This is a genomic window from Microbacterium sp. NPDC077184 (assembly GCF_040687055.1).
Classification (GTDB): domain Bacteria; phylum Actinomycetota; class Actinomycetes; order Actinomycetales; family Microbacteriaceae; genus Microbacterium.
The window spans coordinates 120,859-144,949 of sequence record NZ_JBFBMM010000002.1 but is presented as its reverse complement, the minus strand read 5'-3'; the positions used below and the strand labels follow the sequence as shown (position 1 = coordinate 144,949).

Annotated in this window: 20 protein-coding genes, 3 tRNA genes and 1 other RNA gene; 12 read left to right on the top strand and 12 right to left on the bottom strand. The window is 69.4% G+C overall.

Annotated features, from left to right (window positions below):
* The first annotated feature begins 231 nt into the window (after nucleotides 1-231).
* On the top strand, nucleotides 232-486 hold the full coding sequence (locus AB0O93_RS05345) for a helix-turn-helix domain-containing protein (protein WP_363341240.1): 255 nt from the start codon (nucleotides 232-234) through the stop codon (nucleotides 484-486).
* On the opposite strand, the gene AB0O93_RS05340 is transcribed toward AB0O93_RS05345, so the two are convergent.
* The 4 genes from AB0O93_RS05340 to AB0O93_RS05325 form a co-directional block, all read right to left on the bottom strand.
* A complete protein-coding gene (locus tag AB0O93_RS05340; protein WP_363341238.1) occupies nucleotides 474-1,103 on the bottom strand; it encodes a hypothetical protein in 630 nt (209 codons plus the stop codon). The genes AB0O93_RS05345 and AB0O93_RS05340 overlap by 13 nt on opposite strands.
* Before the next feature lie 209 nt (nucleotides 1,104-1,312).
* Nucleotides 1,313-4,318 carry a bifunctional [glutamine synthetase] adenylyltransferase/[glutamine synthetase]-adenylyl-L-tyrosine phosphorylase gene (locus tag AB0O93_RS05335; RefSeq protein WP_363341236.1) on the bottom strand — a complete coding sequence of 1,002 codons (3,006 nt, stop codon included), beginning with the start codon at nucleotides 4,316-4,318 and terminating at the stop codon, nucleotides 1,313-1,315.
* A gap of 10 nt (nucleotides 4,319-4,328) precedes the next feature.
* On the bottom strand, nucleotides 4,329-5,666 hold the full coding sequence (glnA, locus tag AB0O93_RS05330; RefSeq protein ID WP_363341234.1) for a type I glutamate--ammonia ligase: 1,338 nt from the start codon (nucleotides 5,664-5,666) through the stop codon (nucleotides 4,329-4,331).
* 69 nt (nucleotides 5,667-5,735) lie between these two features.
* Nucleotides 5,736-5,960 carry an SPOR domain-containing protein gene (locus AB0O93_RS05325; protein WP_363341232.1) on the bottom strand — a complete coding sequence of 75 codons (225 nt, stop codon included), beginning with the start codon at nucleotides 5,958-5,960 and terminating at the stop codon, nucleotides 5,736-5,738.
* A gap of 104 nt (nucleotides 5,961-6,064) precedes the next feature.
* Here AB0O93_RS05325 and ppgK point away from each other — a divergent pair, with 104 nt between their 5' ends.
* Nucleotides 6,065-6,826 carry a polyphosphate--glucose phosphotransferase gene (gene ppgK, locus AB0O93_RS05320; protein ID WP_363341230.1) on the top strand — a complete coding sequence of 254 codons (762 nt, stop codon included), beginning with the start codon at nucleotides 6,065-6,067 and terminating at the stop codon, nucleotides 6,824-6,826.
* A gap of 4 nt (nucleotides 6,827-6,830) precedes the next feature.
* Here ppgK and rnpB read toward each other — a convergent pair.
* The 3 genes from rnpB to AB0O93_RS05305 all read right to left on the bottom strand — a co-directional run bounded on the left by rnpB (nucleotide 6,831) and on the right by AB0O93_RS05305 (nucleotide 9,658).
* Nucleotides 6,831-7,191, bottom strand: an RNA gene (gene rnpB, locus AB0O93_RS05315) — RNase P RNA component class A.
* A 28-nt stretch (nucleotides 7,192-7,219) separates the two neighbouring features.
* The gene (locus AB0O93_RS05310) at nucleotides 7,220-8,923 is read right to left on the bottom strand and encodes a bifunctional 3'-5' exonuclease/DNA polymerase (RefSeq protein WP_363341851.1); all 1,704 of its coding nucleotides are present in this window, start codon (nucleotides 8,921-8,923) and stop codon (nucleotides 7,220-7,222) included.
* Between the two features lie 6 nt (nucleotides 8,924-8,929).
* Nucleotides 8,930-9,658, bottom strand: a complete 729-nt coding sequence (locus tag AB0O93_RS05305; RefSeq protein WP_363341228.1) for a C4-type zinc ribbon domain-containing protein — start codon at nucleotides 9,656-9,658, stop codon at nucleotides 8,930-8,932.
* A gap of 86 nt (nucleotides 9,659-9,744) precedes the next feature.
* Here AB0O93_RS05305 and AB0O93_RS05300 point away from each other — a divergent pair.
* The 7 genes from AB0O93_RS05300 (at nucleotide 9,745) to AB0O93_RS05270 (ending at nucleotide 17,542) form a co-directional block, all read left to right on the top strand.
* Nucleotides 9,745-9,817: transfer RNA gene (locus AB0O93_RS05300), tRNA-Val, on the top strand.
* Between the two features lie 145 nt (nucleotides 9,818-9,962).
* On the top strand, nucleotides 9,963-12,692 hold the full coding sequence (gene aceE, locus AB0O93_RS05295; RefSeq protein WP_363341226.1) for a pyruvate dehydrogenase (acetyl-transferring), homodimeric type: 2,730 nt from the start codon (nucleotides 9,963-9,965) through the stop codon (nucleotides 12,690-12,692).
* 27 nt (nucleotides 12,693-12,719) lie between these two features.
* On the top strand, nucleotides 12,720-13,916 hold the full coding sequence (locus AB0O93_RS05290) for a PucR family transcriptional regulator (RefSeq protein ID WP_301135246.1): 1,197 nt from the start codon (nucleotides 12,720-12,722) through the stop codon (nucleotides 13,914-13,916).
* A gap of 83 nt (nucleotides 13,917-13,999) precedes the next feature.
* The gene (locus AB0O93_RS05285) at nucleotides 14,000-14,908 is read left to right on the top strand and encodes an ACP S-malonyltransferase (protein ID WP_363341224.1); all 909 of its coding nucleotides are present in this window, start codon (nucleotides 14,000-14,002) and stop codon (nucleotides 14,906-14,908) included.
* Between the two features lie 13 nt (nucleotides 14,909-14,921).
* Entirely contained in the window at nucleotides 14,922-15,923 is a 1,002-nt protein-coding gene (locus AB0O93_RS05280; RefSeq protein ID WP_363341222.1) for a beta-ketoacyl-ACP synthase III, read from the top strand.
* A 73-nt stretch (nucleotides 15,924-15,996) separates the two neighbouring features.
* Nucleotides 15,997-16,245, top strand: a complete 249-nt coding sequence (locus tag AB0O93_RS05275) for an acyl carrier protein (RefSeq protein WP_053548638.1) — start codon at nucleotides 15,997-15,999, stop codon at nucleotides 16,243-16,245.
* Nucleotides 16,246-16,303: 58 nt separating this feature from the next.
* Nucleotides 16,304-17,542, top strand: a complete 1,239-nt coding sequence (locus AB0O93_RS05270) for a beta-ketoacyl-[acyl-carrier-protein] synthase family protein (protein WP_053548637.1) — start codon at nucleotides 16,304-16,306, stop codon at nucleotides 17,540-17,542.
* Between the two features lie 184 nt (nucleotides 17,543-17,726).
* Here AB0O93_RS05270 and AB0O93_RS05265 read toward each other — a convergent pair whose 3' ends face one another.
* Both AB0O93_RS05265 and AB0O93_RS05260 read right to left on the bottom strand, forming a co-directional pair.
* Nucleotides 17,727-18,230: a DUF3145 domain-containing protein gene (locus AB0O93_RS05265; protein ID WP_053548702.1), complete on the bottom strand. Its 504-nt coding sequence runs from the start codon at nucleotides 18,228-18,230 to the stop codon at nucleotides 17,727-17,729.
* 145 nt (nucleotides 18,231-18,375) lie between these two features.
* The gene (locus tag AB0O93_RS05260; RefSeq protein WP_053548636.1) at nucleotides 18,376-19,149 is read right to left on the bottom strand and encodes a hypothetical protein; all 774 of its coding nucleotides are present in this window, start codon (nucleotides 19,147-19,149) and stop codon (nucleotides 18,376-18,378) included.
* Between the two features lie 161 nt (nucleotides 19,150-19,310).
* On the opposite strand from AB0O93_RS05260, the gene AB0O93_RS05255 reads away from it, so the two are divergent.
* Nucleotides 19,311-21,317 (top strand): DUF262 domain-containing protein, encoded by a 2,007-nt coding sequence (locus AB0O93_RS05255; protein ID WP_363341219.1) that lies wholly within the window; start codon nucleotides 19,311-19,313, stop codon nucleotides 21,315-21,317.
* A 14-nt stretch (nucleotides 21,318-21,331) separates the two neighbouring features.
* Nucleotides 21,332-21,405: transfer RNA gene (locus AB0O93_RS05250), tRNA-Ile, on the top strand.
* Between the two features lie 4 nt (nucleotides 21,406-21,409).
* Here the strand turns inward: AB0O93_RS05250 and AB0O93_RS05245 are convergent.
* Complete coding sequence (locus tag AB0O93_RS05245) at nucleotides 21,410-22,486, bottom strand: DMT family transporter (protein WP_363341217.1); 1,077 nt, start codon at nucleotides 22,484-22,486, stop codon at nucleotides 21,410-21,412.
* 42 nt (nucleotides 22,487-22,528) lie between these two features.
* Here AB0O93_RS05245 and def point away from each other — a divergent pair, with 42 nt between their 5' ends.
* The gene (def, locus tag AB0O93_RS05240; RefSeq protein ID WP_363341215.1) at nucleotides 22,529-23,095 is read left to right on the top strand and encodes a peptide deformylase; all 567 of its coding nucleotides are present in this window, start codon (nucleotides 22,529-22,531) and stop codon (nucleotides 23,093-23,095) included.
* A gap of 72 nt (nucleotides 23,096-23,167) precedes the next feature.
* Here def and AB0O93_RS05235 read toward each other — a convergent pair.
* Both AB0O93_RS05235 and AB0O93_RS05230 read right to left on the bottom strand, forming a co-directional pair.
* A tRNA-Asn gene (locus AB0O93_RS05235) sits at nucleotides 23,168-23,240 on the bottom strand.
* Nucleotides 23,241-23,301: 61 nt separating this feature from the next.
* On the bottom strand, nucleotides 23,302-24,090 hold the full coding sequence (locus AB0O93_RS05230) for an ATP-binding cassette domain-containing protein (RefSeq protein WP_363341213.1): 789 nt from the start codon (nucleotides 24,088-24,090) through the stop codon (nucleotides 23,302-23,304).
* Nucleotide 24,091 lies beyond the last annotated feature (1 nt).

The window sequence follows — 24,091 nt, the reverse complement described above, 5'->3', positions numbered from 1 at the left end:
ACCACCACCGGGAAGGGGGCTCTCCCTCCCCGGCTTCGAACGGTTTCTACCGGGGGGTCGCGCGCGCGAGGGCCGTTCTGCCCCGAGATTCTGCGGATTCCGGGGTGACGAGTGTGACGAAAAGCACCCCTTGAGATCACCCCCATTCCGGGTCCACAGGGCGGTGAGCGCCGCGTCCAGTGTCCGCCTCAGCGCCGTACACAGCCGCACCGGGGGTCGTAGGCTGGCGCCGTGGCCACGACCGAGAGTGACGACTTCGAGGCGCGGGTCCGCGCGGAGGTAGAGCGTGTGCTCGCCGACCGCGACCGCGACCGCGGCCGCCGCTGGTTGACGCCCGCGCAGGTCGCCGACCGTCTCGGCCTCGCCGTCGGGACGCTCGCGAACTGGCGCGTCGCGGGGATCGGTCCGAAGTCGGTGAAGATGGGGCGCCTCGTGCGGTACGACGAAGCGGTCGTCGCGGCGTGGGTGGACTCTCAGCGCCGCTGACCGGCCCAGAACCCTGCGGGCTGCGCGACGTCGGCGAAAGCGGCGCAGAGATCCCGGACGGGGCATCGCCAGCAGATCGCTTCCATCTGCTCGTGGTGCTCGACGTCGACGGCCGTGTCGGTGAACGCGGTGACGCCGTCGCACGCGGGCGTCTCGTGTCGGAGCGCTTCCTGCAGCGCCCAGTACTCCGGCCCGCCGGCGCTCAACCGGTTCGCCTCGAGGACCGCGTGCCACGCCTCGCGACGTGCGCGGGCCTGCTCCCTGATCCACTCGGCATCCGGAGCGACGTCGTCGCTGTCGGATTCGGCCGCGTCTCCGGCGTCGTGCGCCCGCGTAGACCGGACGACAGACCTCTCGGGCCGCTCAGGGTCGGGCAGACCCCTCTCCCGTGCGATTCGGCGCCGACGGTAGTAAGCAGCTGGCGACGCTTTCAGCTTCTCCCGCCACCACTCGAGCAGGATCGACTCCTCTACGACACGCTCGCGGGTGCCATCGCCGGTGACGCGCCACGTCATCGGCATCCCGTCGGCGCGCCACCGGTGGATGGTGCGCTCGGTGGACCGGACTCGGCGAGCGGCCGATGCGTAGGTGTGCCAGGTCTTCATCGTGGTGGTCACGGGTCCGCCTCCAGTCCGCAGCGAGTCCGCAGAATGTCCCACGGAGCCCAATCTCGCCCATCACGTCCCGGTGTCTACTTCCGCGGAATCACGCGGATCTCGGCGGTTGTCAGTGTCGACCAACAGGGCGGGAGGAGTACGAGCTGTACTTCGGGGTCTGACACCAGGCGAACGAGAAGGCCCCGGCGACCCGCCGGGGCCTTCTCCGTTCACCCGTAGAAGAGCTTCTCGAACACGCGCCGCGAGCGTCGGGTGGTGGCCAGATAGTCCTCTTCCACCTGGGTCGCCGAGCGCGGCGGGTAGTCCAGAAGACGTCCGATGCCGTCGAGCTTGCCCCGATCGGTCGGGAGGACATCGCTCGTGTGCCCCGACAGCAGCGTGTTGGCCGAGCGCAGGCGGCTCGCCAGTCGCCACGCGGCCGCGAGCCGATCCGCGGCTGTCGTGGGGATCAGGCCGGCGGCCTCTGCGGCCCGCAGCGCCTCGATGGTCGAGGTCGTCCGCATCGCCGGCACGTCGTGCGCGTGCTGCAGCTGGAGCAGCTGGACGAGCCACTCGACGTCGCTGAGGCTCCCAGGACCGAGCTTGAGGTGGCGCGAGGGATCCGTGCCCTGCGGGAGCCGCTCGGACTCCACGCGCGCCTTGATGCGCTTGATCTCGCGGAGGCCCTGGGGGTCGGGTGTCTGCGGGTAGCGCACCTGGTCGGCGAGTTCGGTGAAGGCGCGGATGAGCTTCACGCTGCCGGCGATGCCGCGCGCGCGAAGGAGCGCCTGCGCCTCCCACGAGAGGGACCAGCGTCGGTAGTAGGCGGCGTAGGAGTCCAGGGAGCGCGCGATCGGTCCGTTGCGGCCCTCCGGGCGGAGGTCGGCATCCAGATCGAGCGGCACCCGATGGTCCTCCGAATGGCGACGCAGCTCCGACACCATCTTCGTCGCGAGTCGCTGCGCGCGGTCGGCGTCGATGCCATTGGCGCGGTAGACGTACATCACATCGGCATCCGAGCCGAAGCCGAGCTCCGCTCCCCCGAATCGGCCCATCGCGATCACCGAGAAGTCGAGAGCGTCGTCCTCGGCGGGGACGACCTCGCGGCGAACAGCCCGCAGCGTGGCCTGGATGGTCACTTCGGTGATCGTCGTCAGCGCCTGTGCGACCTCCTCGATGGTGACGGTCTGCAGGATGCCGGACATCGCCGTCCGCAGCAGCTCGCGGCGACGAAGGGCGCGCACCGCGCGCATGGCGTCCTCGATCCCCGCATGACGTGTCTGGATCGCGCGCGCCTCCTGCTGGAGGGCGACGCCGCTGCGAGGACGCAGGAGGGTGTCGTCGTCGAGCCAGGCCGCCGATTCCGGGATCCACTCCATCAGCTCGCCGATGTAGCGGGAGCCGGAGAGCACACGCGTGAGGCTCTCCGCCGCTCCGGAGGAGTCTCGGAGCATCCGCAGGAACCACGGGGTGTCGCCGAGCCGCTCGCTGAGGCGCCGGAAGGCCAGCAGGCCGTAATCGGGATCGACGCCGTCGGCGAACCATCGGATCATCACCGGCATCAGGTGCCGCTGGATGCTGGCCTTGCGGCTGAGGCCGCTGGTGAGGGCGGCGATGTGCCGCAGCGCCCCGGCGGGGTCGCTGAATCCGATCGCAGCCAGCCGATCGCGCGCCTGTTCGGTGGAGAGCACCCTCTCCTCCGCGGGCAGGGCAGCGACCGCGGAGAGGAGCGGCCGGTAGAACAGGCGGACGTGGATGTCCCGCACCTCGCGTTTGATCCCCTCCCAGATGTCCCAGATCTGCGCCCCGGACTCCGCCAGCCGCGTCGAGCGTGCCAGCATCCGCCGGTCCTCGGCATCCGCGGGCATGAGGTGCGTCCGGCGCAGATGGCGAAGCTGCACGCGATGCTCCAGGAGACGCAGGACGTGGTAGTCGCGGGCGAAAGTCGCCGCTTCCGTGCGCCCGATGTAACCCTGCGTGACCAGGGCGTCCAGAGCCTCGAGCGTGCCGCGTTGCCGGATGCGGTCGTCCGACAGACCGTGGACGAGCTGAAGGAGCTGCACGGTGAACTCGATGTCGCGGATGCCGCCCGGACCGAGTTTGATCTGGAAGGGCACCTCTCCCGCGGGTATGTGGTCGGTGACGCGCTCGCGCATGCGCTGGACGCTGTCGACGAAGTTCTCGCGCGCGGCGCTCGTCCACACCTTCGGCTGCACGGCCCGCACGTAGGCGTCGCCGAGCTCGCGGTCACCGGCGATCGGCCGCGCCTTCAGGAGAGCCTGGAACTCCCAGCTCTTGGCCCATCGCTCGTAGTAGGCCAGATGGGAGTCGAGGCTCCGCACCAGCGCTCCCTGCTTGCCCTCCGGACGGAGGTTCGCATCCACTTCCCACAGCGGAGGTTCGACCTCGACCTCGGAGAGCCCTCGCATCGTCTGCACCGCGAGACGGGTTGCGATGTCGACCGCGCGGCTTTCGCTGAGCGCGTCGGACTGCTCCGGATCGACCCCCGCGACGAAGATCACGTCGACGTCGCTGACGTAGTTGAGCTCCCGCGCACCGGTCTTGCCCATCCCGATGATCGCAAGACGCGTCGCAGCGACCTGGGCGCGCGGGAACAGCCCCGCTCCGGCGGCGCCCTGGGAGACGCGGGTGCGGGCGACCGCCAACGACGCTTCCAACGCCGCGCCGGCCGCATCGGCGAGTGCCGCCGTCACTTTCGGGATCTCGTCGATCGGTGACGGACTCAGGAGGTCGTAGGCGGCGATGCGGGCGAGGACACGGCGGTAGCGCACACGCAACGAGACCCAGGCGCTCTCCGTACCCGTCGCGGAGAAGCCGTCGGCGGTCGCGTCGATCGCGTCCGCCAGCCAGCTGCGCATCTCGGCATCCGTCGGGAGGGAAACTCCCGCGGAGGCCAAGTCGGCCAGCTCATCGGGGTGCCGGAAGTAGAAGTCCGCGAAACCGTCCGATGCGCCGAGAAGCGCCCAGACCGCGCGTCGTGCGCGCGGATCCTCGTGGGCTGCGCGGACCGGCGCAGCGTCACGGCGCGCGATCCGCGTGAGAGCCGCGAGTGCCTCATCGGCGTCGGCGGACACGGCGACGTCAGCCAGGAGATCGTCGCGGGTCAGACCGGTGAGGGCCGTGAGCTCGGTGAGCAGCGCCTCCGCCTCCCCCAACCGGCTGAATCCCAGTCGTGCGAGGAGAGTCCGCGCACCCGAGCGCTCCGAGCCGGTCACAGGATCGCGCTCAGAGCATCTCGAGGTTGCTCTTGAGCTCGTAGGGGGTCACCTGCGAGCGGTACTCCTGCCATTCGCGGCGCTTGTTCAGCAGGACGTAATTGAACACCTGCTCCCCGAGGGTCTCGGCGACGAGCTCGGACTCCTCCATGTACTCCAGCGCGACGTCCAGGCTCGCAGGCAGCGGCGCGTAGCCGAGCGCGCGGCGCTCGCCGTCCGTGAGCGACCAGACGTTGTCCTCGGCCTCGGGCGGAAGGTCGTATTCCTCCTCGATCCCCTTCATCCCCGCGGCCAGCAGCAGAGCGTACGCGAGGTAGGGATTGGCGGCGGAATCGAGGGCGCGGTACTCCACACGGGAGGACTGGCCCTTGTTGGGCTTGTACATCGGGACGCGCACCAGGGCGGAACGGTTGTTGTGTCCCCAGCAGATGAAGCTCGGCGCCTCGTCGCCGCCCCACAGACGCTTGTAGGAGTTGACGAACTGGTTGGTGACCGCGGAGATCTCGTTCGCGTGGCGCAGGAGGCCCGCGATGAAGTGGCGTCCGACCTTGGAGAGCTGGTACTGCCCACCCTCTTCGTAAAAGGCGTTCTGATCGCCCTCGAAGAGCGACATGTGCGTGTGCATGCCGCTGCCGGGCTTGCCGCTGAGGGGCTTCGGCATGAACGTCGCGTAGACGCCCTGCTCGATGGCGACCTCTTTCACGACGGTGCGGAAGGTCATGATGTTGTCCGCGGTCGCGAGAGCGTCGGCATAGCGCAGGTCGATCTCGTTCTGACCGGGCCCGCCCTCGTGGTGGCTGAACTCCACGGAGATCCCCAGGTCTTCCAGCATCCGTACCGACCGTCGGCGGAAGTCGTGAGCGGTGCCGCCGGGGACATTGTCGAAGTAGCCCGCCGAGTCCACCGGTTCCGGTCCATCGGGTCCGTAGGTCGAAGACTTCAGCAGGTAGAACTCGATCTCGGGGTGGGTGTAGAAGGTGAATCCGGCGTCGGCGGCGCGCGCGAGCGAGCGCTTGAGCACGTGACGGGGATCGGCCACGGCCGGCTGGCCGTCGGGCGTCGTGATGTCGCAGAACATCCGTGCGGTCGGATCGATCTCCCCCCGCCAGGGCAACGTCTGGAACGTCGTCGGGTCCGGGTGGGCGAGGAGGTCGGATTCGTAGGACCGGGTGAGACCCTCGATAGCGGATCCGTCGAAGCCGAGGCCCTCGGCGAACGCCCCCTCCACCTCGGCGGGGGCGATGGCGACGGACTTCAGGGTGCCGATGACATCGGTGAACCAGAGTCGGATGAACTTCACCCCGCGTTCCTCGATCGTCCTCAGAACGAAGTCACGCTGCTTGTCCATCGCATCCTCTCCGCGGGTTACCCGGTCTCGCGCGGCGCCGCGGGGTGGGGCGCGCGCGTGCCTCTCAGACTAGTGCCGGTCGGGCTGCTCCGATGCGGGACCGTCGCCCCATTCGGCCTCGGCCGCGTCGTCCTCGTCCCACTGCCGGGAGCGCTCCTTGAGCTTCTCCGGTGCGGCGGCCGCCTCCTCTGCCGTGTCGAAGGGGCCGGCTCGGTCGGCTACGGGGGATTCGAAGCCCTTCTCGACCTTCCCGGTCTTGAGGTTGTACCAGAACTTGTCGCTGTCGCTCGTCACGGGTGCTCCTCCGATGCACGTCGGCGTGGTGTGCTCCGATCCTAGTGACGGCGCCCGCCGTGGAACAGGAACGCACGGACGCCGCCATCGCTAGGGTGGACGACATGGCAGCACAGGCGCGCGCGGTCGGCGTGGACATCGGCGGGACCGGGATCAAGGCGGGGATCGTCGATCTCAAGGAGGGCACGCTCTTGAGCGACCGGGTGAAGGTCCCCACGCCCCGGGGCGCCGAACCGGGCGACGTGCTCGACGCCGTGCGCGAGGTGCTCACGAGATTGGATGTCGCGGACGACGCCGATGTCCCCCTCGGTGTGGCGTTCCCCGCGATCGTGAAGGGCGGGCGCACACTGTCGGCCGCCAACGTGTCGGACACCTGGATCGGGTTCGACGCCGAGGCGTTCTTCGAAACCGGCCTGGGGCGCGACATCCATTTCGCCAACGACGCCGACGTCGCCGGTATTGCCGAGGTGCGCTTCGGCGCCGCCCACGGGGTGGCGGGACTCACGATCCTCACGACTCTCGGGACGGGTATCGGCTCGGCCCTCCTGCACGACGGCGTCCTCATCCCGAACTCCGAGCTCGGACACCTCCAGCGCGCCAAGCACGGGAAGGATGCCGAGGCGTACGCGGCGTACTCCGCGATGGAGCGTGAGGAGCTCAGCTGGGAGCAGTGGGCGGAGCGGCTGCAGTGGTACTACAGCCACGTGGAGTTCCTCTTCTCCCCCGACCTGTTCGTCGTCGGCGGCGGCGTGTCCAAGCACGCCGACAAGTTCCTTCACCTGCTGGACCTGAAGACGCCGATCGTCCCCGCGAAGCACCGCAACAACGCCGGGATCATCGGCGCCGCGGCGTTGGCGCTCGGCTGAGAGGCGAATGGGCCGGCCTGTACGCCGGGTTCTGTCCCGGGGCTTTCGCCCCATCGACGGTCATCTCTCTCGGCGTCACGTTGCCGTGACGCTCCAGCGGCCTACCCGGGGACTCGGCGGGCCGCGTCGGCATCCCCTGTCTGGCCTTGCTCCGGGCGAGGTTTACCCTGCGGGCCGCGTCACCGCGACCCCGGTGGTCTCTTACACCACCCTTTCACCCTTACTCCGGCCGAAGCCGGGGCGGTCTGCTCTCTGTGGCACTGTCTCGCGGATCACTCCGGGTGGGTGTTACCCACCGCCCTGCCCTGTGGAGCCCGGACGTTCCTCGGTGCGGTCTCCCGCCACGCGACCGTCCAGCCGACCCATTCGCAGGATGGAGTCTACGCGGGCCGCTCACTCCTTCTCGGCGGTGGGCCCGATCTTGAGGTCGAGGGGGAAATCGATCGGGAACTCCCCGAAGAGAAGTCGACCGGCGGATGCCGCGGAGGTGCGGACCGCATCGGCGACGGCGTCGGCGTGCACGAGCGGCGTGTGCACGATGATCTCATCGTGCAGGAAGAACGCAAGGTGCGGTGACCGTGCGAACGCCGGACCGGACCGCGGTGCCGCGTCGGGCGCCTCGACCGCTGCGAGCGTGCTCAGTCGCTGGCGCAGCTCCGCGAGCCACGCCAGTGCCCATTCGGCAGCCGTCCCCTGGACGACGAAGTTGCGGGTGAAGCGACCACGATCCCGCGCGGCGCGACGGGCGTTCGTCTCATCACCGCCCGAGGCTTCCGCACCGCTCGCGCGGGACTGCAGAGCGAACCATGCGTCCTCCGGAGCGGGAGAGGTCCGCCCGAGCCACGTGCTCACCCGTCCGCCGTCCTCGCCGATCCGCGCGGCGTCGTCCACGAGTCCCATCGCCCGGGGGAACGCTCGTCGGAGGCGGGGGACGAGCCGGCCGCTCTCCCCGGTCGTCGCCCCGTACATCGCGCCCAGCATCGCCACCTTCGCCTCCGCGCGCGTGGCGACGGCGCCGGAGTCGACCACTCCGGCGTAGAGGTCACGGCCCGATGCCGCAGTCGCGAGCGCGGTGTCGCGCGCCATCGCCGCCAGCACGCGCGGCTCGAGCTGTGCGACGTCGGCGGTGACGAGAGTCCACCCGGGATCGGCGCGCACCGCCGTGCGCAACCGGCGAGGGATCTGCAGCGCTCCCCCACCCGAGGACGCCCACCGGCCGGTGACGACGCCGGCCGGGACGTAGACGGGCCGGAACCTGCCGTCGCGCACCCACTCGTCCATCCACGCCCACCCGTTCGCGGTGTACAGCCGCATGAGCTTCTTGTACGCGATGAGAGGCGCGACCGCCGGATGATCGTGGCGGCCGAGGTCCCATTGACTGGTCGACTCGACCAGGATGCCGGCGCGGTGGAGCGCACGGAGGAGCTTGGGCTGCGAGTCGAGGGAGGCGCCGGGGTCGTCGAGGGCGGAGTGGACGGCCGCCGCGGCGTCCGCGATGCGGGCGGGGAGTCCACCCGCTGTACGGGGGCCGAGGTGATCCTCGAGCAGGCGTGCGTGCGCCTCGACGCTCCAGGGGAGCCCCGCGGCGTGGAGTTCCGCGCCGATCAGTGCGCCGGCGGACTCCGCGGCTGCGAGCAGGCGAAGGCTCCCGGCAGTCCGGGCGGCCGCGATCGCGGCGCGCTGACGCCGGTACTCGGCCAGCGCCTCATCCGCGCCCTCGGGCGGCCCGACGCGGTCGCTGAAGGCGAAGAGCGTGTCCAGGTCGTCGAGCGCCGTTGCCGCGGCATCCCACGATGTCTGTCCGCGGAGACCCTGATCGTCGTGGACGGATGCGGCGTCACGGAGGATCGCGTGGACGAGTCGAAGATCCCAGGCACGGCGGACACGGACCCCCGCCGACAGCAGTCGCGGGTACCAAGTCGGCGTGTCGCTCCAGATCCACCGGACGTCGCCGGCCCCTTCGCGCGCAGCGACCGCGGCAGGCAGCGCGTCGATGTCGACGGTGGACACCGGTGTGCCGGCGGCGTCGATGTCGATCAGCGCGACGTCGCCTGCTGCCGACCGCCCGAGGACGACCTCAGCGGGTGACGACGCCAGCGTCCGTCACCGCGATTCTTCGGTGCGGACCAGGATCGCACCGCACTCCGGGCAGAACACGACCTCGTCGGTCTGCGCGCGGCGGACGACGGCCAGGTCGTTGGGAGGGAGGACCATGCGGCAGGCCTCGCAGGCACCGCCGCGGAGCAGCCCTGCGCCGATCCCGCGAGAGGCCAGACGGTCGTACAGGGCGAGGAGATCCGCGGGGATGCCGCCGGCGATCGCCGACCGATCGCGGCGCGATGCCTCGAGGCGCTCGGTGGCCTCGGCGACGACACGCTTGGCCTCGGAGCTGAGCTCCGCTCCCCGTGCGTTGGCGTCGGCGATCTTCGCCTCCTGCTCGGCGACGGCGGTGTCCGCCGCCTCGAGCTGCTCCATCAGGATGAGCTCTGTATCCTCCAGGTCGCTCTTTCGTCGCGCGAGCGAGGCGAGCTCGCTCTCGAAGCCCTGTGCCTGCTTGGGGTTGGTCGCCGTAGCGAGGCGTTCGGAGTCGCGGGCCATGCGCGCGTCGACCACGTTCACGTCGGACTCGACGCGGGCGAGCTCCGCCTTCAGGTCGTCGCGTGCGTTGGCCCGCGACGCCAGCTCGTGGGCCAACATGGTCCGCTGCGCGAGAAGCTCCCGCACCTGCGCCGCCTGCGGTGGGTTGCCCGCGACGTGCTCGTCGCGCCGGATCCGGGCGTCGAGGTCGGCGAGATCGAGCAGTTTGCGCTGGTCGGCGGGGTCGGCGTTCACAGGCTCCACGCTACCCGCTGCCGGCCTCTCGTCCGTGGGACGGGCGCCGATGCGCCGACGTGGCGCGGCCATATGATGGTCGCAGAGGGCCTTTAGCTCAGCTGGTAGAGCGCCACGTTTACACCGTGGATGTCGTCGGTTCGATCCCGGCAGGGCCCACCGCACGCCTCCCCGCCACAGGAGCATCCGCGGGGCGCACGACTCGCTAGGCTGTTCTGGGTGTGCCGCACGCGCGAGACAACGCGGGTGCCCGCCCGTGTTGCCGTTCCCCTGGCATGATCTGCCGGACGACGAAAGGTCTTCTGTGACTGTCAACGATCAGGATCCGTACTCGCAGGACCCGCTGGACAGCGATCCCGACGAGACGTCCGAGTGGCAGGAGTCACTCCACCAGCTCGTCCAGGCCAAGGGGCCGGGGCGAGGGCGAGAGATCATGCTGAGCCTCCTGCAGGCCTCGCGTGACCTGCAGCTCAATGTGCCGCAGGTGCCCACCACCGACTACATCAACACCATCGCTCCGGAGAACGAGCCGGAGTTCCCCGGCGACGAGGAGCTCGAGCGTCGCTACCGACGCTGGATCCGGTGGAACGCCGCCATCACCGTGCACCGCGCGCAGCGCCCGGGCATCGGCGTCGGCGGGCACATCTCCACCTACGCGTCCTCGGCGTCGCTCTACGAAGTCGGCTTCAACCACTTCTTCCGCGGCCTCGACGACCCGAGCGGCGGAGACCAGATCTTCATCCAGGGGCACGCCTCCCCCGGCATCTATGCCCGCTCGTTCCTCGAAGGCCGCCTCAGCGAGCAGCAGCTCGACGGCTTCCGGCAGGAGAAGTCGAAGGCGCCGGAGGGGATCCCCTCCTACCCGCACCCTCGCCTCATGCCGGAGTACTGGCAGTTCCCGACGGTGTCGATGGGTCTCGGCCCGATCAACGCCATCTACCAGGCGATGTCGAACAAGTACCTCACCAACCGCGGCATCAAGGACCTCTCGAACTCGCACGTCTGGGCCTTCCTCGGCGACGGCGAGATGGACGAGGTCGAGAGCCGCGGACAGCTCCAGGTCGCCGCCAACGAGGGCCTGGACAACCTAACCTTCGTCATCAACGCCAACCTGCAGCGCCTCGACGGTCCCGTCCGCGGAAACGGCAAGATCATTCAAGAGCTGGAGAGCTTCTTCCGCGGCGCCGGCTGGAACGTCATCAAGGTCGTGTGGGGCTCCGGCTGGGACGAGCTGCTGTCGAAGGACACCGACGGTGCGCTGGTCCGCCTGATGAACACCACGCCGGACGGCGACTTCCAGACCTACCGCGCGGAGGACGGCGGATTCATCCGCGAGCACTTCTTCGGGCGCGACGAGCGGACCGCTGCCCTCGTCAAGGACTGGTCGGATGACGACATCTGGGGTCGCCTGCGCCGCGGCGGGCTGGACTACCGCAAGGTGTACGCCGCGTACAAGGCCGCCGCCGAGCACAAGGGTCAGCCGACCGTCATCATCGCCAAGACCATCAAGGGCTACGGGCTTGGTCACCACTTCGAGGGGCGCAACGCGACGCACCAGATGAAGAAGATGACGCTCGAAGACCTCAAGCACTTCCGCGACTCGATGCGCATCCCGATCTCGGACGCCCAGCTCGAAGAGAACCCGTACCTCCCGCCGTACTACAACCCCGGTGCCGAGGACGAGACGATCCAGTACATGCAGGAGCGTCGTCGCTCGCTCGGCGGATTCCTCCCCGAGCGCCGCTCGCACCACGTGGGGCTCACTCTCCCCGACGAAAGCGCCTACGCGCTCCCGAAGAAGGGCTCGGGCACGCAGGAGATCGCCACCACGATGGCGTTCGTCCGGCTGCTCAAGGACCTGCTGAAGGCCAAGGACTTCGGCCACCGCATCGTTCCGATCATTCCGGACGAGGCACGCACCTTCGGCATGGACGCCTACTTCCCGACCGCGAAGATCTACAATCCGCACGGGCAGAACTACACCTCGGTCGACCGGTCGCTTCTGCTGGCGTACAAGGAGAGCCCGCAGGGCCAGATCCTGCACGTCGGCATCAACGAGGCCGGTGCGCTCGCGGCGTTCACCGCGGCGGGCACGTCCTACTCCACCCACGGCGAACCGCTCATCCCGGTGTACGTCTTCTACTCGATGTTCGGCTTCCAGCGCACCGGCGACGCGCAGTGGGCTGCCGGCGACCAGATGGCCCGAGGATTCATCATCGGCGCCACCGCCGGGCGCACGACGCTCACGGGCGAAGGGCTCCAGCACGCCGACGGGCACTCCCACCTCCTGGCCTCGACCAACCCGGCGACGGTGTCCTACGACCCCGCCTACGGCTACGAGATCGCCCACATCGTGCGCTCCGGCATCGAGCGCATGTACGGCGGCGAGCACCCGGACCCCAACGTGATGTACTACATCACCGTCTACAACGAGCCGCTGGTTCAGCCCGCCGAGCCCGAGGGGGTCGATGTCGACGGCATCGTCCGAGGCATGCACCGCATCTCCTCGCCGGAGGGAGAGGGCCCGCGCGCGCAGATCCTCGCGTCGGGCGTCGGTGTGCCGTGGGCGATGGAGGCGCAGCAGCTGCTCCGCGACGACTGGGGTGTCCAGGCGGATGTCTGGTCTGTGACGTCCTGGACGGAGCTTCGCCGCGACGGTCTCGCCGCGGACGAGCACAACTTCCTCCACCCCGAGGACGAAGCGCGGACGGCTTTCGTCACCGAGAAGCTGAAGGATGCCGAAGGTCCCGTCGTCGCCGTCAGCGACTTCATGCACGCCGTCCAGGATCAGATCCGTCCCTGGGTGCCTCAGCAGTTCGTGACGCTCGGGGCGGACGGCTTCGGCTTCTCCGACACCCGCGCCGCGGCACGGCGCTACTTCAAGATCGACGGCCCGTCCGTCGTGGTCCGCACCTTGCAGGCGCTGGCCGCCGAGGGCAAGGTCGACCGGAGCCTGTCCGCTCAGGCGATCGAGAAGTACCGCCTGCACGACGTCAGTGCCGGAACGAGCGGCAACGCGGGCGGCGAGAGCTGACCCGTCGCGATGTCGCGGAAAGCCTCGATGGATCGGGCTGAGACGCTGGCGTGGCTGCGCCGCATCTCGGGTGATCTGGCGACCGCCACGATCAAACGCCTCGAGGATTCCCTCCCCTGGTACGCCGAGATGCCGCCTGCGCGCCGATCCGCCGTCGGATTGGTCGCGCAGGCGGGCATCACCTCGTTCATCCAGTGGTTCGACGACCCCGATTCGACCCCTTGGATCGCCGCGGACATCTTCGCCGCCGCCCCTCGTGAGCTGCTGCGCAGCGTGAGCCTCCAGCAGACGCTCCAGCTCATCCGCGTGACCGTGGAGGTCACGGAAGAGCGGGTGGCGGGGAAGGACGACCGTCTGCGGGAGGCGATCCTGCTCTACTCCCGCGAGGTGGCCTTCGCGGCTGCGGACGTCTACGCCCGCGCCGCCGAGGCTCGCGGCCTGTGGGATGCGCGTCTCGAGGCCCTCGTCGTCGACTCGATCCTCACGGGGGAAGCGGACGAGGAACTCCCGAGCCGCATCGCCGCCCTGGGCTGGCACGGCCACGGCGAGGTCGCGGTCATCGTGGGGACGACTCCGCCGCAGTTCGACGTCGATCAGCTCCGCCGCACCGCCCGCAAACTCGGCGTCGACGTCCTGATCGGCGTTCAGGGGTCGAGGCTCGTCCTGGTCGTCGGCCGGGCGGAACCGGCATCGCGCGCAGAGGATCTGCCCGCGGAGCTCCCCTTTGCGGATATCGCGTCACAGCTCGAACCGGGCTTCGGGTCCGGATACCTCGTGCTCGGACCCACCGTTCCCGCCCTGGTCGACGCTGGCCAGAGTGCGCGTGCCGCCCTCGCAGGGTTCGCCGTTGCGCGGGCGTGGCGCCACGCGCCCCGACCGGTCGAGGCGGACGATCTCCTCCCGGAGCGCGCCCTCGCCGGCGATCCCCTCGCCAAGCTCACCCTCGTCGAGCGCATCTACCGACCGCTGCAGGCGCACAGCACGGACCTCGTGGCGACGCTGTGGAGCTATCTCGACAACGGGCGTTCCCTCGAAGCCACGGCGCGAGAGCTCTTCGTGCATCCGAACACGGTTCGCTACCGCCTCAAACGCGTGTCCGAGGTCATCGGCTGGGACGCGACGGGTCCGCGGGAGGCTCTCATCCTGCAGACGGCGCTGGTGCTCGGATCGATCGGCACGGACGCCACGCGGCGCCGGGGCGGAGCACCTCGACGCGGCGCCTGATCGTCGTTCATCGACAAAGCATCCCCGCATTCTTCGGAGAGGTGCGCCAGTTGCCCACGGTGGTTCCTTGGCAGGATAGACGGGTGATCATCGCCGTCTTCCCCGGTCAGGGCGCCCAGACGCCCGGCTTCCTCACCCCGTGGCTCGCCCTGCCGGACGCGCGGGAGCGACTGTCGGCCTACTCCGAGTGGGCGGGCGTCGATCTCCTCGCCGCAGGAACGGAGTGGGACGCCGATCGCATCCGCGACACCCGAGTGGCACAGCCGCTGATCGTGGCGGCGAGCCTGCTGTCCTGGCGGGCGCTGGAGGATCGGGACGCCATCGCCGGCGTGGCCGGCCACTCGGTCGGAGAGTTCGCCGCCGCCGCGGCCGCCGGGATCCTGTCGGACGAGGACGCTCTCCGCCTGGTCGGCATCCGCGGCCGGGCGATGGCCGAGGCCGCAGCGGCCGAGCCTTCGGGCATGACCGCCGTGCTGGGGGGCGACGCCGAGGCCGTCCTGACGCGACTCGCCGAGCTCGGGCTCACCCCCGCGAACCACAACGGCGGCGGCCAGATCGTCGCCGCCGGCGCGGCCGAGGCGCTGACGGCGCTCTCCGCGGACCCGCCCGCCAAGACGCGCGTGATCCCGCTGCAGGTGGCCGGAGCCTTTCACACCGATTTCATGGCGCCGGCGGTCGACACGCTCCGGGACGCGACGTCCGGGGTCCGTCCGGCCGATCCCGTCCGGCGGATCTGGACCAACCGGGACGGCTCCGCAGTGGCCTCCGGCGTCGAGTTCATGCAGACGCTGGTCTCGCAGGTGGCATCACCGGTGCGGTGGGATCTCTGCATGGCCGCCTTCTCGGATGCGGGAGTGTCCGGTCTCATCGAGCTCTCCCCCGCGGGTACGCTGACGGGGCTCGCCAAGCGCGCCCTCCGCGGTGTGCCGAGCGTGGCCGTCACCTCCCCCGAAGACCTTCCCGCGGCGGCGGACCTCGCGCGCGGCGCCTGATCGGAGAATCTCCATGCGACCCACCCTCGTTCAGGCCACGGGCCCCGCGCACACCCGCATCTACGCGTACGGCGCGGCCCGGGGTGAGAACGCGGTGCCGAACGACGACCTCGTCGGGCCGATCGATTCCAGCGACGAGTGGATCCGACAGCGCACGGGGATCGTGACCCGGATGCGCGCGGACGCGGGGACGGACGCGATCGACTTGGCGACGGATGCCGCGGCCGAGGCCATCGCGACGTCCGGTGTCGCCGCCGCCGACATCGACGCCGTCATCGTCGCGACCATCAGCAACCCCAAGCAGACCCCGTCGGTCTCGGCGATCGTCGCCGACCGCGTCGGGGCGAATCCGGCGGCGGCCTACGACCTCAACGCGGCCTGTGCGGGCTTCGCCTACGGCGTCGCGCAGGCCGACGCGCTCATCCGTGCCGGCGCAGCGCGATACGCCGTCGTGATCGGCACGGAGAAGCTCAGCGACATCGTCGACCCGACCGATCGATCGATCTCGTTCCTGCTCGGCGACGGGGCGGGCGCCGTCGTCGTCGGTCCCAGCGACACCCCCGGCATCGGCCCGACGGTTTGGGGGTCGGACGGCTCGAAGGCGGACGCGGTCGGCATGAACCACACGCTCGTCGAGTTCCGCGAGGGTGCCGCGCCGTGGCCGACGCTTCGCCAGGAGGGCCCGACGGTCTTCCGCTGGGCCGTGTGGGAAATGGTCAAGGTCGCCCGGCAGGCGCTCGATGCCGCCGGTGTCCGTGCCGAGGATCTCTCCGCCTTCATCCCCCATCAGGCGAACATGCGCATCATCGACGAGTTCGCCAAGCAGCTGGGCCTCGGCGAGAACGTCCTGATCGCCCGCGACATCGAGACGACCGGCAACACCTCCGCCGCGTCGATCCCGCTCGCGACGCACCGGCTGCTCACGGAGCACCCCGAGCTCAGCGGAGGACTCGCCCTGCAGATCGGTTTCGGCGCCGGTCTCGTGTTCGGCGCGCAGGTCGTCGTCCTCCCGTAGTCCGAGCGTCCCCTTCCGTAGACTGTTCCCGGCCCGCCCGGGACCGTGAACCCCGAAGAAACAGGAGAAACCCATGGCACTCACCAACGACGAGGTCCTCGCCGGTCTTGCCGAGCTCATCACCGACGAGACGGGCATCTCGGCCGACGAGGTCGCGATGGAGAAGTCCTTCACGGACGACCTCGACATCGACTCGATCTCCATGATGACGATCGTCGTCAACGCCGAGGAGAAGTTCGGCGTGACCATCCCCGACGACGAGGTCAAGAACCTCAAGACCGTCGGCGACGCCGTCACCTTCATCACGTCCAACCAGGCGTGAGACCGTCCCGGTGGGGGCATATGCCCCCACCGGATCCGTTGTGAGGATTCCCATACCCATGAGCACCCCCCGCATCGTCGTCACCGGCATCGGCGCGACGTCGCCCATCGGCGCGACCGCACAGGAGAGCTGGGACGCCCTCCTCGACGGCGCCAGCGGCGCCCGGACCCTCGAGTACGACTGGGTGGAGAAGTACCAGCTCCCGGTGACCTTCGCCGCGCAGGCGAAAGTCCGCCCGGACACCGTCCTGCCCCGGCCCGTCTCCAAGCGCCTGGACCCCGCGTCGCAGTTCGCGATGGTGGCCGCCCAGGAGGCGTGGGAGGATGCCGGATCCCCGGAGGTCGCTCCCGAGCGGCTCGGCGTAGACTTCGCGACGGGGATCGGCGGCGTGTGGACCCTGCTCGACGCGTGGGACGTGTTGCGCGAGAAGGGGCCGCGTCGGGTGATGCCGATGACGGTGCCGATGCTGATGCCGAACGCCGCGGCGGGCAATCTGTCGCTGCACTTCGGCGCGCGCGCGTACGCACGCACCGTCGCCAGCGCGTGCGCCTCCAGTACGGAGTCCATCGTCAACGCGGTCGAGCACCTGCGTGCGGGGCTCGCCGACGTCGTGATCGCCGGTGGGACGGAGTCCGCCATCCACCCGATCACCATCGCGTCGTTCGCCTCGATGCAGGCTCTGTCGCGGCGCAACGACGACCCGGCGACCGCGTCCCGCCCCGGGAGCATCGACCGCGACGGGTTCGTCATGGGCGAGGGCGCGGCGGTGCTCATCCTCGAGACCGAGGAGCACGCGCGCGCCCGCGGGGCGAAGATCTACGCCGCCGTCGTCGGCGGTGGCGTCACCGCGGACTCGTACCACATCACCGCGAACGATCCCGAAGGTCACGGTGCGGCTCGCGCCGTCGAGATGGCCCTCGCGATGGCGGATGCCTCCCCCGCCGACATCACGCACATCAACGCCCATGCGACATCGACGCCGGTGGGCGACCCGAACGAGTACCAGGCGTTGAAAGCCGTGCTCGGCGACCGTGTCGACGAGATCCCGGTCTCGGCGACCAAGGCGTCGACGGGTCATCTGCTCGGCGGGACCGGTGCCTTGGAGGCGATGTTCACGATCCTCGCAATCCGCGACCGCGTCGCCCCGCCGACCATCAACATCACGACGCAGGATCCGGAGGTGCCGTTCCGGATCTCCGGCGAGAAGCAGGCACTCGGGAGTGGGCCGCAGCTCGCAATCAGCAACTCCTTCGGTTTCGGCGGCCACAACGCCGTCGCCGCGTTCACGACCGTCTGAGCGGTCGACGATCGAAAGGCCCCGCGCATCGCGCGGGGCCTTTCCTCTGAGGGGCCGATTCGCTCTCCCACTCCCCGGGAGTTCTCTCCGGGGTTCGGTACGCGCGCCTCGTCTCCTACGTCCTCACAGCGATCCCTTCCTCGACGATCGCTGCAGGTTTCAGGCGGGCATGGCCCGCTGGGCATCAGCCGACTTTGTGCAGCCAGACCACGGGTGCGTCGTCTCCGGCGTGACGGAACGGTTCCAGCTCCTCGTCCCACGCGGCGCCCAGGGCCACGTCGAGCTCGCGCTGGAGTTCTCGCGGGTCCCCCGCGGCGACCTCGATCGCATAGCGGATGCGATCCTCCGCCACGACGATGTTGCCGGCCGAGTCCGTCTGCGCGTAGTGGATGCCGAGACCGGGGGTGTGAAGCCAGCGACCTCCGTCGCTGCGCGGAGAGGGATCTTCGCTCACCTCGAACCGCAGGTGCTCCCAGCCGCGGATCGCTGTCGCGAGGGCCGCCCCCGTACCCGCGGGGCCCTCCCAGTAGTGCTCCGTGCGTCGGCTACCGGCCAGGATGGGCTGATCCGCCCACTCGAAAGAGAGCGGGCGGCCGAAAACGCGGCCTACGGCCCACTCCAAATGCGGGCACAACGCCCGCGGCGCGGAGTGGACGTAGATCACTCCGCGCGTCTGTGCTGTCGCCATCATTTCTCCGATCGTCAGGTTCGTCTTCCCCAACGACCTGACCGGATTGTGGCGCTGCTCTTCAGTTCTCCCGCCATTATCGCCAAGGGGCGGGGGAATCACAAGCCTGTGATTCCCCCGCCCCTTGGACGTGAGTCGCCTGGGATCAGGCTTCGCTCATCGCCTGGACCTCCGCCTTGCCCTTCGCGGCGTAGTACGCCGCGCGCGCGGCATCGCGTCGCGCCTGCTCGGCCTGGCCGGCGTCGAGGACGTCCTGCGGCACGTCGACGTACTCGGTCGTCGGCCGGCCGTGGTACTTCTCGATGAACGCGTCCAGTTCCGGCCCGGAGGTCCACGAGGTGATGAGGCAGTAGCGGGGCTCGTCTCCGTCGTGGTGAACCGCATGCCACAGGCGCTGGGTGTCGACGATCAGCTGGGCGCCGGCGGGCAGGGCCACGCGATACTCGATACTCGGGTCCGTGCGGTTCTCGCGGAGCACGAAGTAGCTGTTCTTGTCGTCGGTGAGGTTGAAGAAGCCGCGGACGACCCACCCGGTCCCGTCGGGGTTCAGACGATTGTTGTCGTCCTGGTGGAGGTTGTAGAGCGCATCGGCGTACGAGTTGGGCTGGAGCTCGATGATACGGCAGCGTCCGACGTTCGCTCCGGGCTCCTGCGCGCGCTCGGTCAGCGTGGGCGCCTTCTCCATCTGCGAGGGAATCCAGACGCCGTCCTTGTCGGTGCGCGGGGGCGTGTGGTTCCAGAATCCGTTGCACTCGATCTCGCCCTTCGCGGACGCGATCGGGGCGAAGCGGGTGTCGCCGGAGGACTTCCAGTCCACGTACTCGACCTCCAGCCACTCCTTCGGGTCGATCTCGCGATCGTAGCTGTCGAGGACGACGAAGCCGGTCTCTTCGAGAGCGGCAGACTTGATGTAACCCATGGGTTGCCTTTCGTCAGCGGGCCAGCGAAGTTTTTACAGGCCCAACTTAGGCAAGCCTACTCCGGGTGGTCTCCCCTCCCCGGGGGCGGAGGGCGTGCCGCGTAGAATCGACCGGGTGCGCCGAGTGGCGCGGACGGCGTGGGAAGGGTGAGAGACAGCTGATGGTGACAGCCACCAATGTCGAGGCGACCGCGGTCAACACCATCGGATGGCTCTCCTCGGGCTCACGCTCGATCGTCGTCCCCGTGTATCAGAGGCAGTACCGCTGGGACATCGGGGCGTGCGAGCAGCTCCTGAGCGACATCCGCGCCGTGGCGGATCTGGACGACTCCCGGATGCACTTCCTGGGATCGGTCCTGTCGTCGAGCGGTGCCGAAGGCCAGGACCTGGTCCTGATCGACGGTCAGCAGAGGCTGACGACGCTGATGCTCCTCGCCGCGGCGCTTCAGCACACCGTGCGCGGTCAGGTCGATGACCTCGCGGCCTCACTCACGCGGCTGCTGGTCTCCCCCTCGGATCCCACGCGCACGCGCCTGCGCCCTCATCGCGCGTGGGCGGAGAAGTTCGAGGCCGTCGTGTTCGCGCAGGCCGAGAACGGGCTCGGCTCCCGGTTCGCCGACAATTACTCCTTCTTCCGCAGCCAGATCAGTCTCGGCGAGGCACCTCGCATCTGGCGGGGGCTGCAGAAGCTGGAGCACGTCGCCATCACGCTCGGCCCGGGGGCGAACGCCCAGCAGATCTTCGAAAGCCTCAATTCGACCGGAGAGCCGCTCCGGGACCACGAGCTGATCCACAACTACGTCCTCATGGGCCTTTCGCACGCGGAGCAGCGCGAGATCGAGGAGGCCTTCTGGCTCCCACTCGAGGAGAACACGGGCGAGTCCATCGCCGCGTTCTGGCGGCACTATCTGGTCCAGCGCACGGGGCGCGAGATCGCACCCGGTCAGCGCGCGGTCTACGACGTGTTCCGCCAGCTGTTCCCGCGCCTCGACATCCACGCGCTCCGTGAGGTCGCCGAGGAGTGGCGCGTGTATTCCGAGCTCTACCGCGCATTGCTCTCCCCGCGGACGCACGCCGATCCCGCCCTCGCCTCCCGGCTCGCGGGCCTGTCGACGTTCGGCTCCGCACTGCATCCGTTGCTTCTGCGCGCCCTCTACGACCACCGCCGAGGGGCGACCTCGGACGACGAGCTCCGCGACACCCTGCAGCTCGCCGAGACGCTCTCCTTCCGGCGGGCTGTCGTCTCCGTGTCGATGGACCGGATCGTTCCTCGTCTGTGCCGTGCGCGTGACGAGGGACATGGGGCGCTCCGCGAGTCGATCGCGCGGGTCACCCCGTCCGACGAACGCATCCGCGTGGCGCTGAAGTTCTCCCCCCTCCCCCACCCCGCATTCGTTCTCGCCCGACTCGCGGGTCTGGACTCGGCGGAAGGGTACGACGTCGATCACATCGCGCCCGTCGTGCCGGGCGAGGCCTGGACGGGCGGCGACGGACGCGTATGGGCTGCGCTCAGCGAGGACGAGCAGAACAGCCACCGGGCGCTGTCCGAAACGCTCGGCAACCTCGCGCTGCTGGAGGAGGAGCGCGCGGCGACGGTGTTCGACGCCGCGTTCCCCGCCAAACGCGATGCGTACGCCGGCAGCCGGGTCCCGCAGACCCGTGAGATCGCGGGCATCGCCGTCTGGAGCACGGCGGCGGTATCGCGACGCTCAGAGCACCTCGCGGACGCCGTCGTCCGCACCTGGGCGCGCCCCGACCTCGGCCCGATCGACGACGACGGCCTGACTCCCATCCTCGACGCGGTCCGTCGTCGTGGCTGGCCCCGCGGCTGGCAGCGCGAGTGGTCGTACGTCGAGTACCGCGGCGAGCACTGGGAAGTGCCGGATGCCCGTTACCTGTTCAACCGGATCTTCAAGCGACTCTGGGCCGACGCGCGTCCCGCTGTCGTCGCGTTCAGCGAACGCAACGGCGGACCGGTCTACACGGAGGCGTCGTGGACGGGCGACTGGGACGCGCTCGACGACGGGCACCACCTGTACATGGGTTGGGACTACAGCTACATGCTCGGTGCCGTGCAGGGCGTTCTCGACGAGGCCGGGATCGCCCCGGAGGTCTTCGTGAAGTACTCCTACATCGGTGAAGCCATGCAGGAGATCGCCGGGCGGTAGGCTCGTCGATGCAGGGGGCGGTGGCCAAGCTGGTCAAGGCAGCGGGCTCATAACCCGACGATCGTGGGTTCAAGTCCCACCCGCCCTACCGATCAGGTCCGGTCGGGATCGTCCGCCGGATCCTTCACCGGCGGCTCCGGCCATACCTTCGACACGGCTTCCGCGATGCGGATCGAGCCGGTCGAAGCGGCCGGTTCGCCCGTGCTTCCCCGTGGGATGGGCAGTTCCTGCGAGTCGCTGACGATCTGCGGGTGGTGTCGCGCCAGCTGGAAGACGCCCCAGACGGCGACGGCGCCGACGACACCGAATCCGATGTACGCCCACAGAGGGGCGCCCACGGCTTCGCGCAGCACGAACAAGCCGATCAAGACCGCGACGATCGGATCGATCACGGTGAGTCCGGCGATGACGAGATCCGGCGGCCCCGACGAGTAGGCGGTCTGCACGAAGTACGCGCCGACGGCGGTGCCGATGAGGAGCGCGGCGAGGGCCGCGAAGGTCAACCATCCGATGTCTCCGGCCTGGAGCCGGGTGATGACGGTCTTGGCGAGCGTCGCGACGAAGCCGTAGATGATCCCCGCGGCCATGATGTAGAACAGTGCCCCGATCCGGGCACGCAGCCACACCCAGAGACCGGCGAAGACGACGGTGACCACGGCCATGATCACGAGGATCGTGATCACCTGCAGGTCGGTCACAGGCTTCTCCGTGGCGAAGAGCGCAGCGATCGTGACGAAGACGAAGATGCCGCCGACGCACGCCGCGATGGCCACGAGCGACCGTCTGGTCGGCCGATGACCGCTGATCTGCGCGTTCAGCAGCGTCGTGATGACCAGAGCGATCGCGCCGAGCGGCTGGACCACGATCAGGGGGGCGAAAGACAGGGCGGCGAGCTGGCAGACGATGGCGAGGCCGAGCATCACCGTGCCGAGCACCCACGACGGCCGCGCCAGGAGCTTCGCGACGTGTGAACCGGAGAGGCCCTGGCGCGCGGCGGTGCCGCTGAGCTGTTCGACCTTGGTGACGCCGCGGTGCTGGTACTGAGCTCCGAACGACATGAAGACGGCGCCCAGCAGCGCCAACGGGATCCCGATCAGGATGCCGGGATTCTGGAACGCCCCGACGAGGGTCTCGCCGTACTCTTCGAGCTCGTTCGCGGTCCAGATCACGTAACGACATTAGCCGCGCACCCCGCTGGGTAGGCTCAAGGCGTGGCCGTTCTGCCGATTCGCATCATGGGTGATCCCGTCCTCCACGCTCCCGCTGCGCCCGTCGACACCGTCGACGCCGACATCCGGAAGCTCGTGGCGGACATGTACGACACGATGGATGCCGCTCCCGGCGTGGGCCTGGCGGCACCGCAGGTCGGGGTGGGTCTGCGGATCTTCACTTACTCATACGAGGACGACGACGGGCTTCCGTGGCGCGGCGTCGTCATCAATCCCGAGCTGTGGATGACACCTCCCGAGCCGGGGCATCCGGATCCCGACGACGAGTCCGAAGGATGCCTGTCGTTCCCGGGTGAGCGCTTCCCGCTGCGTCGTTCGGACCGGGCCGTGGTCAGGGGAACGGACCTCGACGGGGCTCCCGTGCGCATCGAGGTCGACGGGTGGCGCGCCCGCATCCTGCAGCACGAGTTCGATCACCTCAACGGTGTCCTCTACGTCGATCGGCTCGATGACGGCGACGCGCGGATCGTGGGGAAGATCGCGCGCAAGCGGGGCTGGGGTCGGCCGGGGAAGTCCTGGATGCCGGGGGTCGACGACCTCGACGCCTGAGAAACGAGGAAAGCCCGGGGTGGAAGCCCGGGCTTTCGGTGAGAGCCGCGTCAGATGAACGCGGATTTCTCGCTCCCCGGCTTGGACTCGAACCAAGAACCTATCGGTTAACAGCCGATTGCTCTGCCAATTGAGCTACCGAGGAATATGCCCGCCGGAGCAGGCAACCCCATCATCCTAGCAACACCCGGAGGGTGCTCGTGAACTCAGGGCGAAACCGGGCTCGGCGTGTCGCCCTCGTCCGGCGTCCAGAGGAGTCCGTCGGAGCCGTGACCGTAGGCGACGGTGTGTCCGCCCCGAAGGACGAGGACGTCGGTGTCGAGATCCTCGATCACATCGGCGTCGTTGGACACGATGACCGCCGAGAGCCCGTACGCCTTCTGTCTGTCGAGGATCGCATCCTTCGCCGCCCGTCGAACCTCCACGTCGAGGTTCGCGAAGGGCTCGTCGGCGATGAGCACCTTCGGCTGCAGCACCAGGACGCGGGCGAAGGCGACCCTCTGCCGCATCCCGGCGCTGAGTTCGTACGGGTACTTCGCTGCGGCGCCGAGCGGCAGCATCAGCTCGTCCAGCAACGCCGCCACCCGCACGGCGAGGGCACGCTGATTCACGCGGCGATCCCGAGAGGTGATCGGCTCACCGATCACCTCGGACACCGTGAGGCGGGCCGGAAGGCGAGCGCCGGCGGCCTGAGGCAGGTGGGCGGCGACGTAGGTCAGAACCCGCCGCGAACGTCCGGGGCGTCGCACCGAGATGCCCTCGACCTCCGCATCCCCGCCGTCGATGGACAGCCCTGCCGTCTCGATGCCCGAGAGCGCGGTCGCAAGACTCGACTTCCCGGATCCCGTCGGCCCCATCACGGTCAGCGCCGACGCACGCGGGAGGACGAAGGAGACCCCGTCCACGACCCGTTGAGATGGGACCCCCCGGGAGGACCGGGCGACGGACAGGTCGGAACAGCGGATCGCCGTGTCGGTCTCGCGGGGTCGGGCCATC

Excerpts from the sequence above, each read along its gene's own strand:
- AB0O93_RS05275 (WP_053548638.1), top strand. The coding sequence starts at position 15,997 with ATGGCACTCACCAACGACGAGGTCCTCGCCGGTCTTGCCGAGCTCATC.
- AB0O93_RS05265 (WP_053548702.1), bottom strand. The coding sequence starts at position 18,230 with ATGGCGACAGCACAGACGCGCGGAGTGATCTACGTCCACTCCGCGCCG.
- AB0O93_RS05280 (WP_363341222.1), top strand. The coding sequence starts at position 14,922 with ATGCGACCCACCCTCGTTCAGGCCACGGGCCCCGCGCACACCCGCATC.
- ppgK (WP_363341230.1), top strand. The coding sequence starts at position 6,065 with ATGGCAGCACAGGCGCGCGCGGTCGGCGTGGACATCGGCGGGACCGGG.
- AB0O93_RS05260 (WP_053548636.1), bottom strand. The coding sequence starts at position 19,149 with ATGGGTTACATCAAGTCTGCCGCTCTCGAAGAGACCGGCTTCGTCGTC.
- AB0O93_RS05255 (WP_363341219.1), top strand. The coding sequence starts at position 19,311 with ATGGTGACAGCCACCAATGTCGAGGCGACCGCGGTCAACACCATCGGA.
- AB0O93_RS05230 (WP_363341213.1), bottom strand. The coding sequence starts at position 24,090 with ATGGCCCGACCCCGCGAGACCGACACGGCGATCCGCTGTTCCGACCTG.
- glnA (WP_363341234.1), bottom strand. The coding sequence starts at position 5,666 with ATGGACAAGCAGCGTGACTTCGTTCTGAGGACGATCGAGGAACGCGGG.
- AB0O93_RS05290 (WP_301135246.1), top strand. The coding sequence starts at position 12,720 with ATGGATCGGGCTGAGACGCTGGCGTGGCTGCGCCGCATCTCGGGTGAT.
- AB0O93_RS05270 (WP_053548637.1), top strand. The coding sequence starts at position 16,304 with ATGAGCACCCCCCGCATCGTCGTCACCGGCATCGGCGCGACGTCGCCC.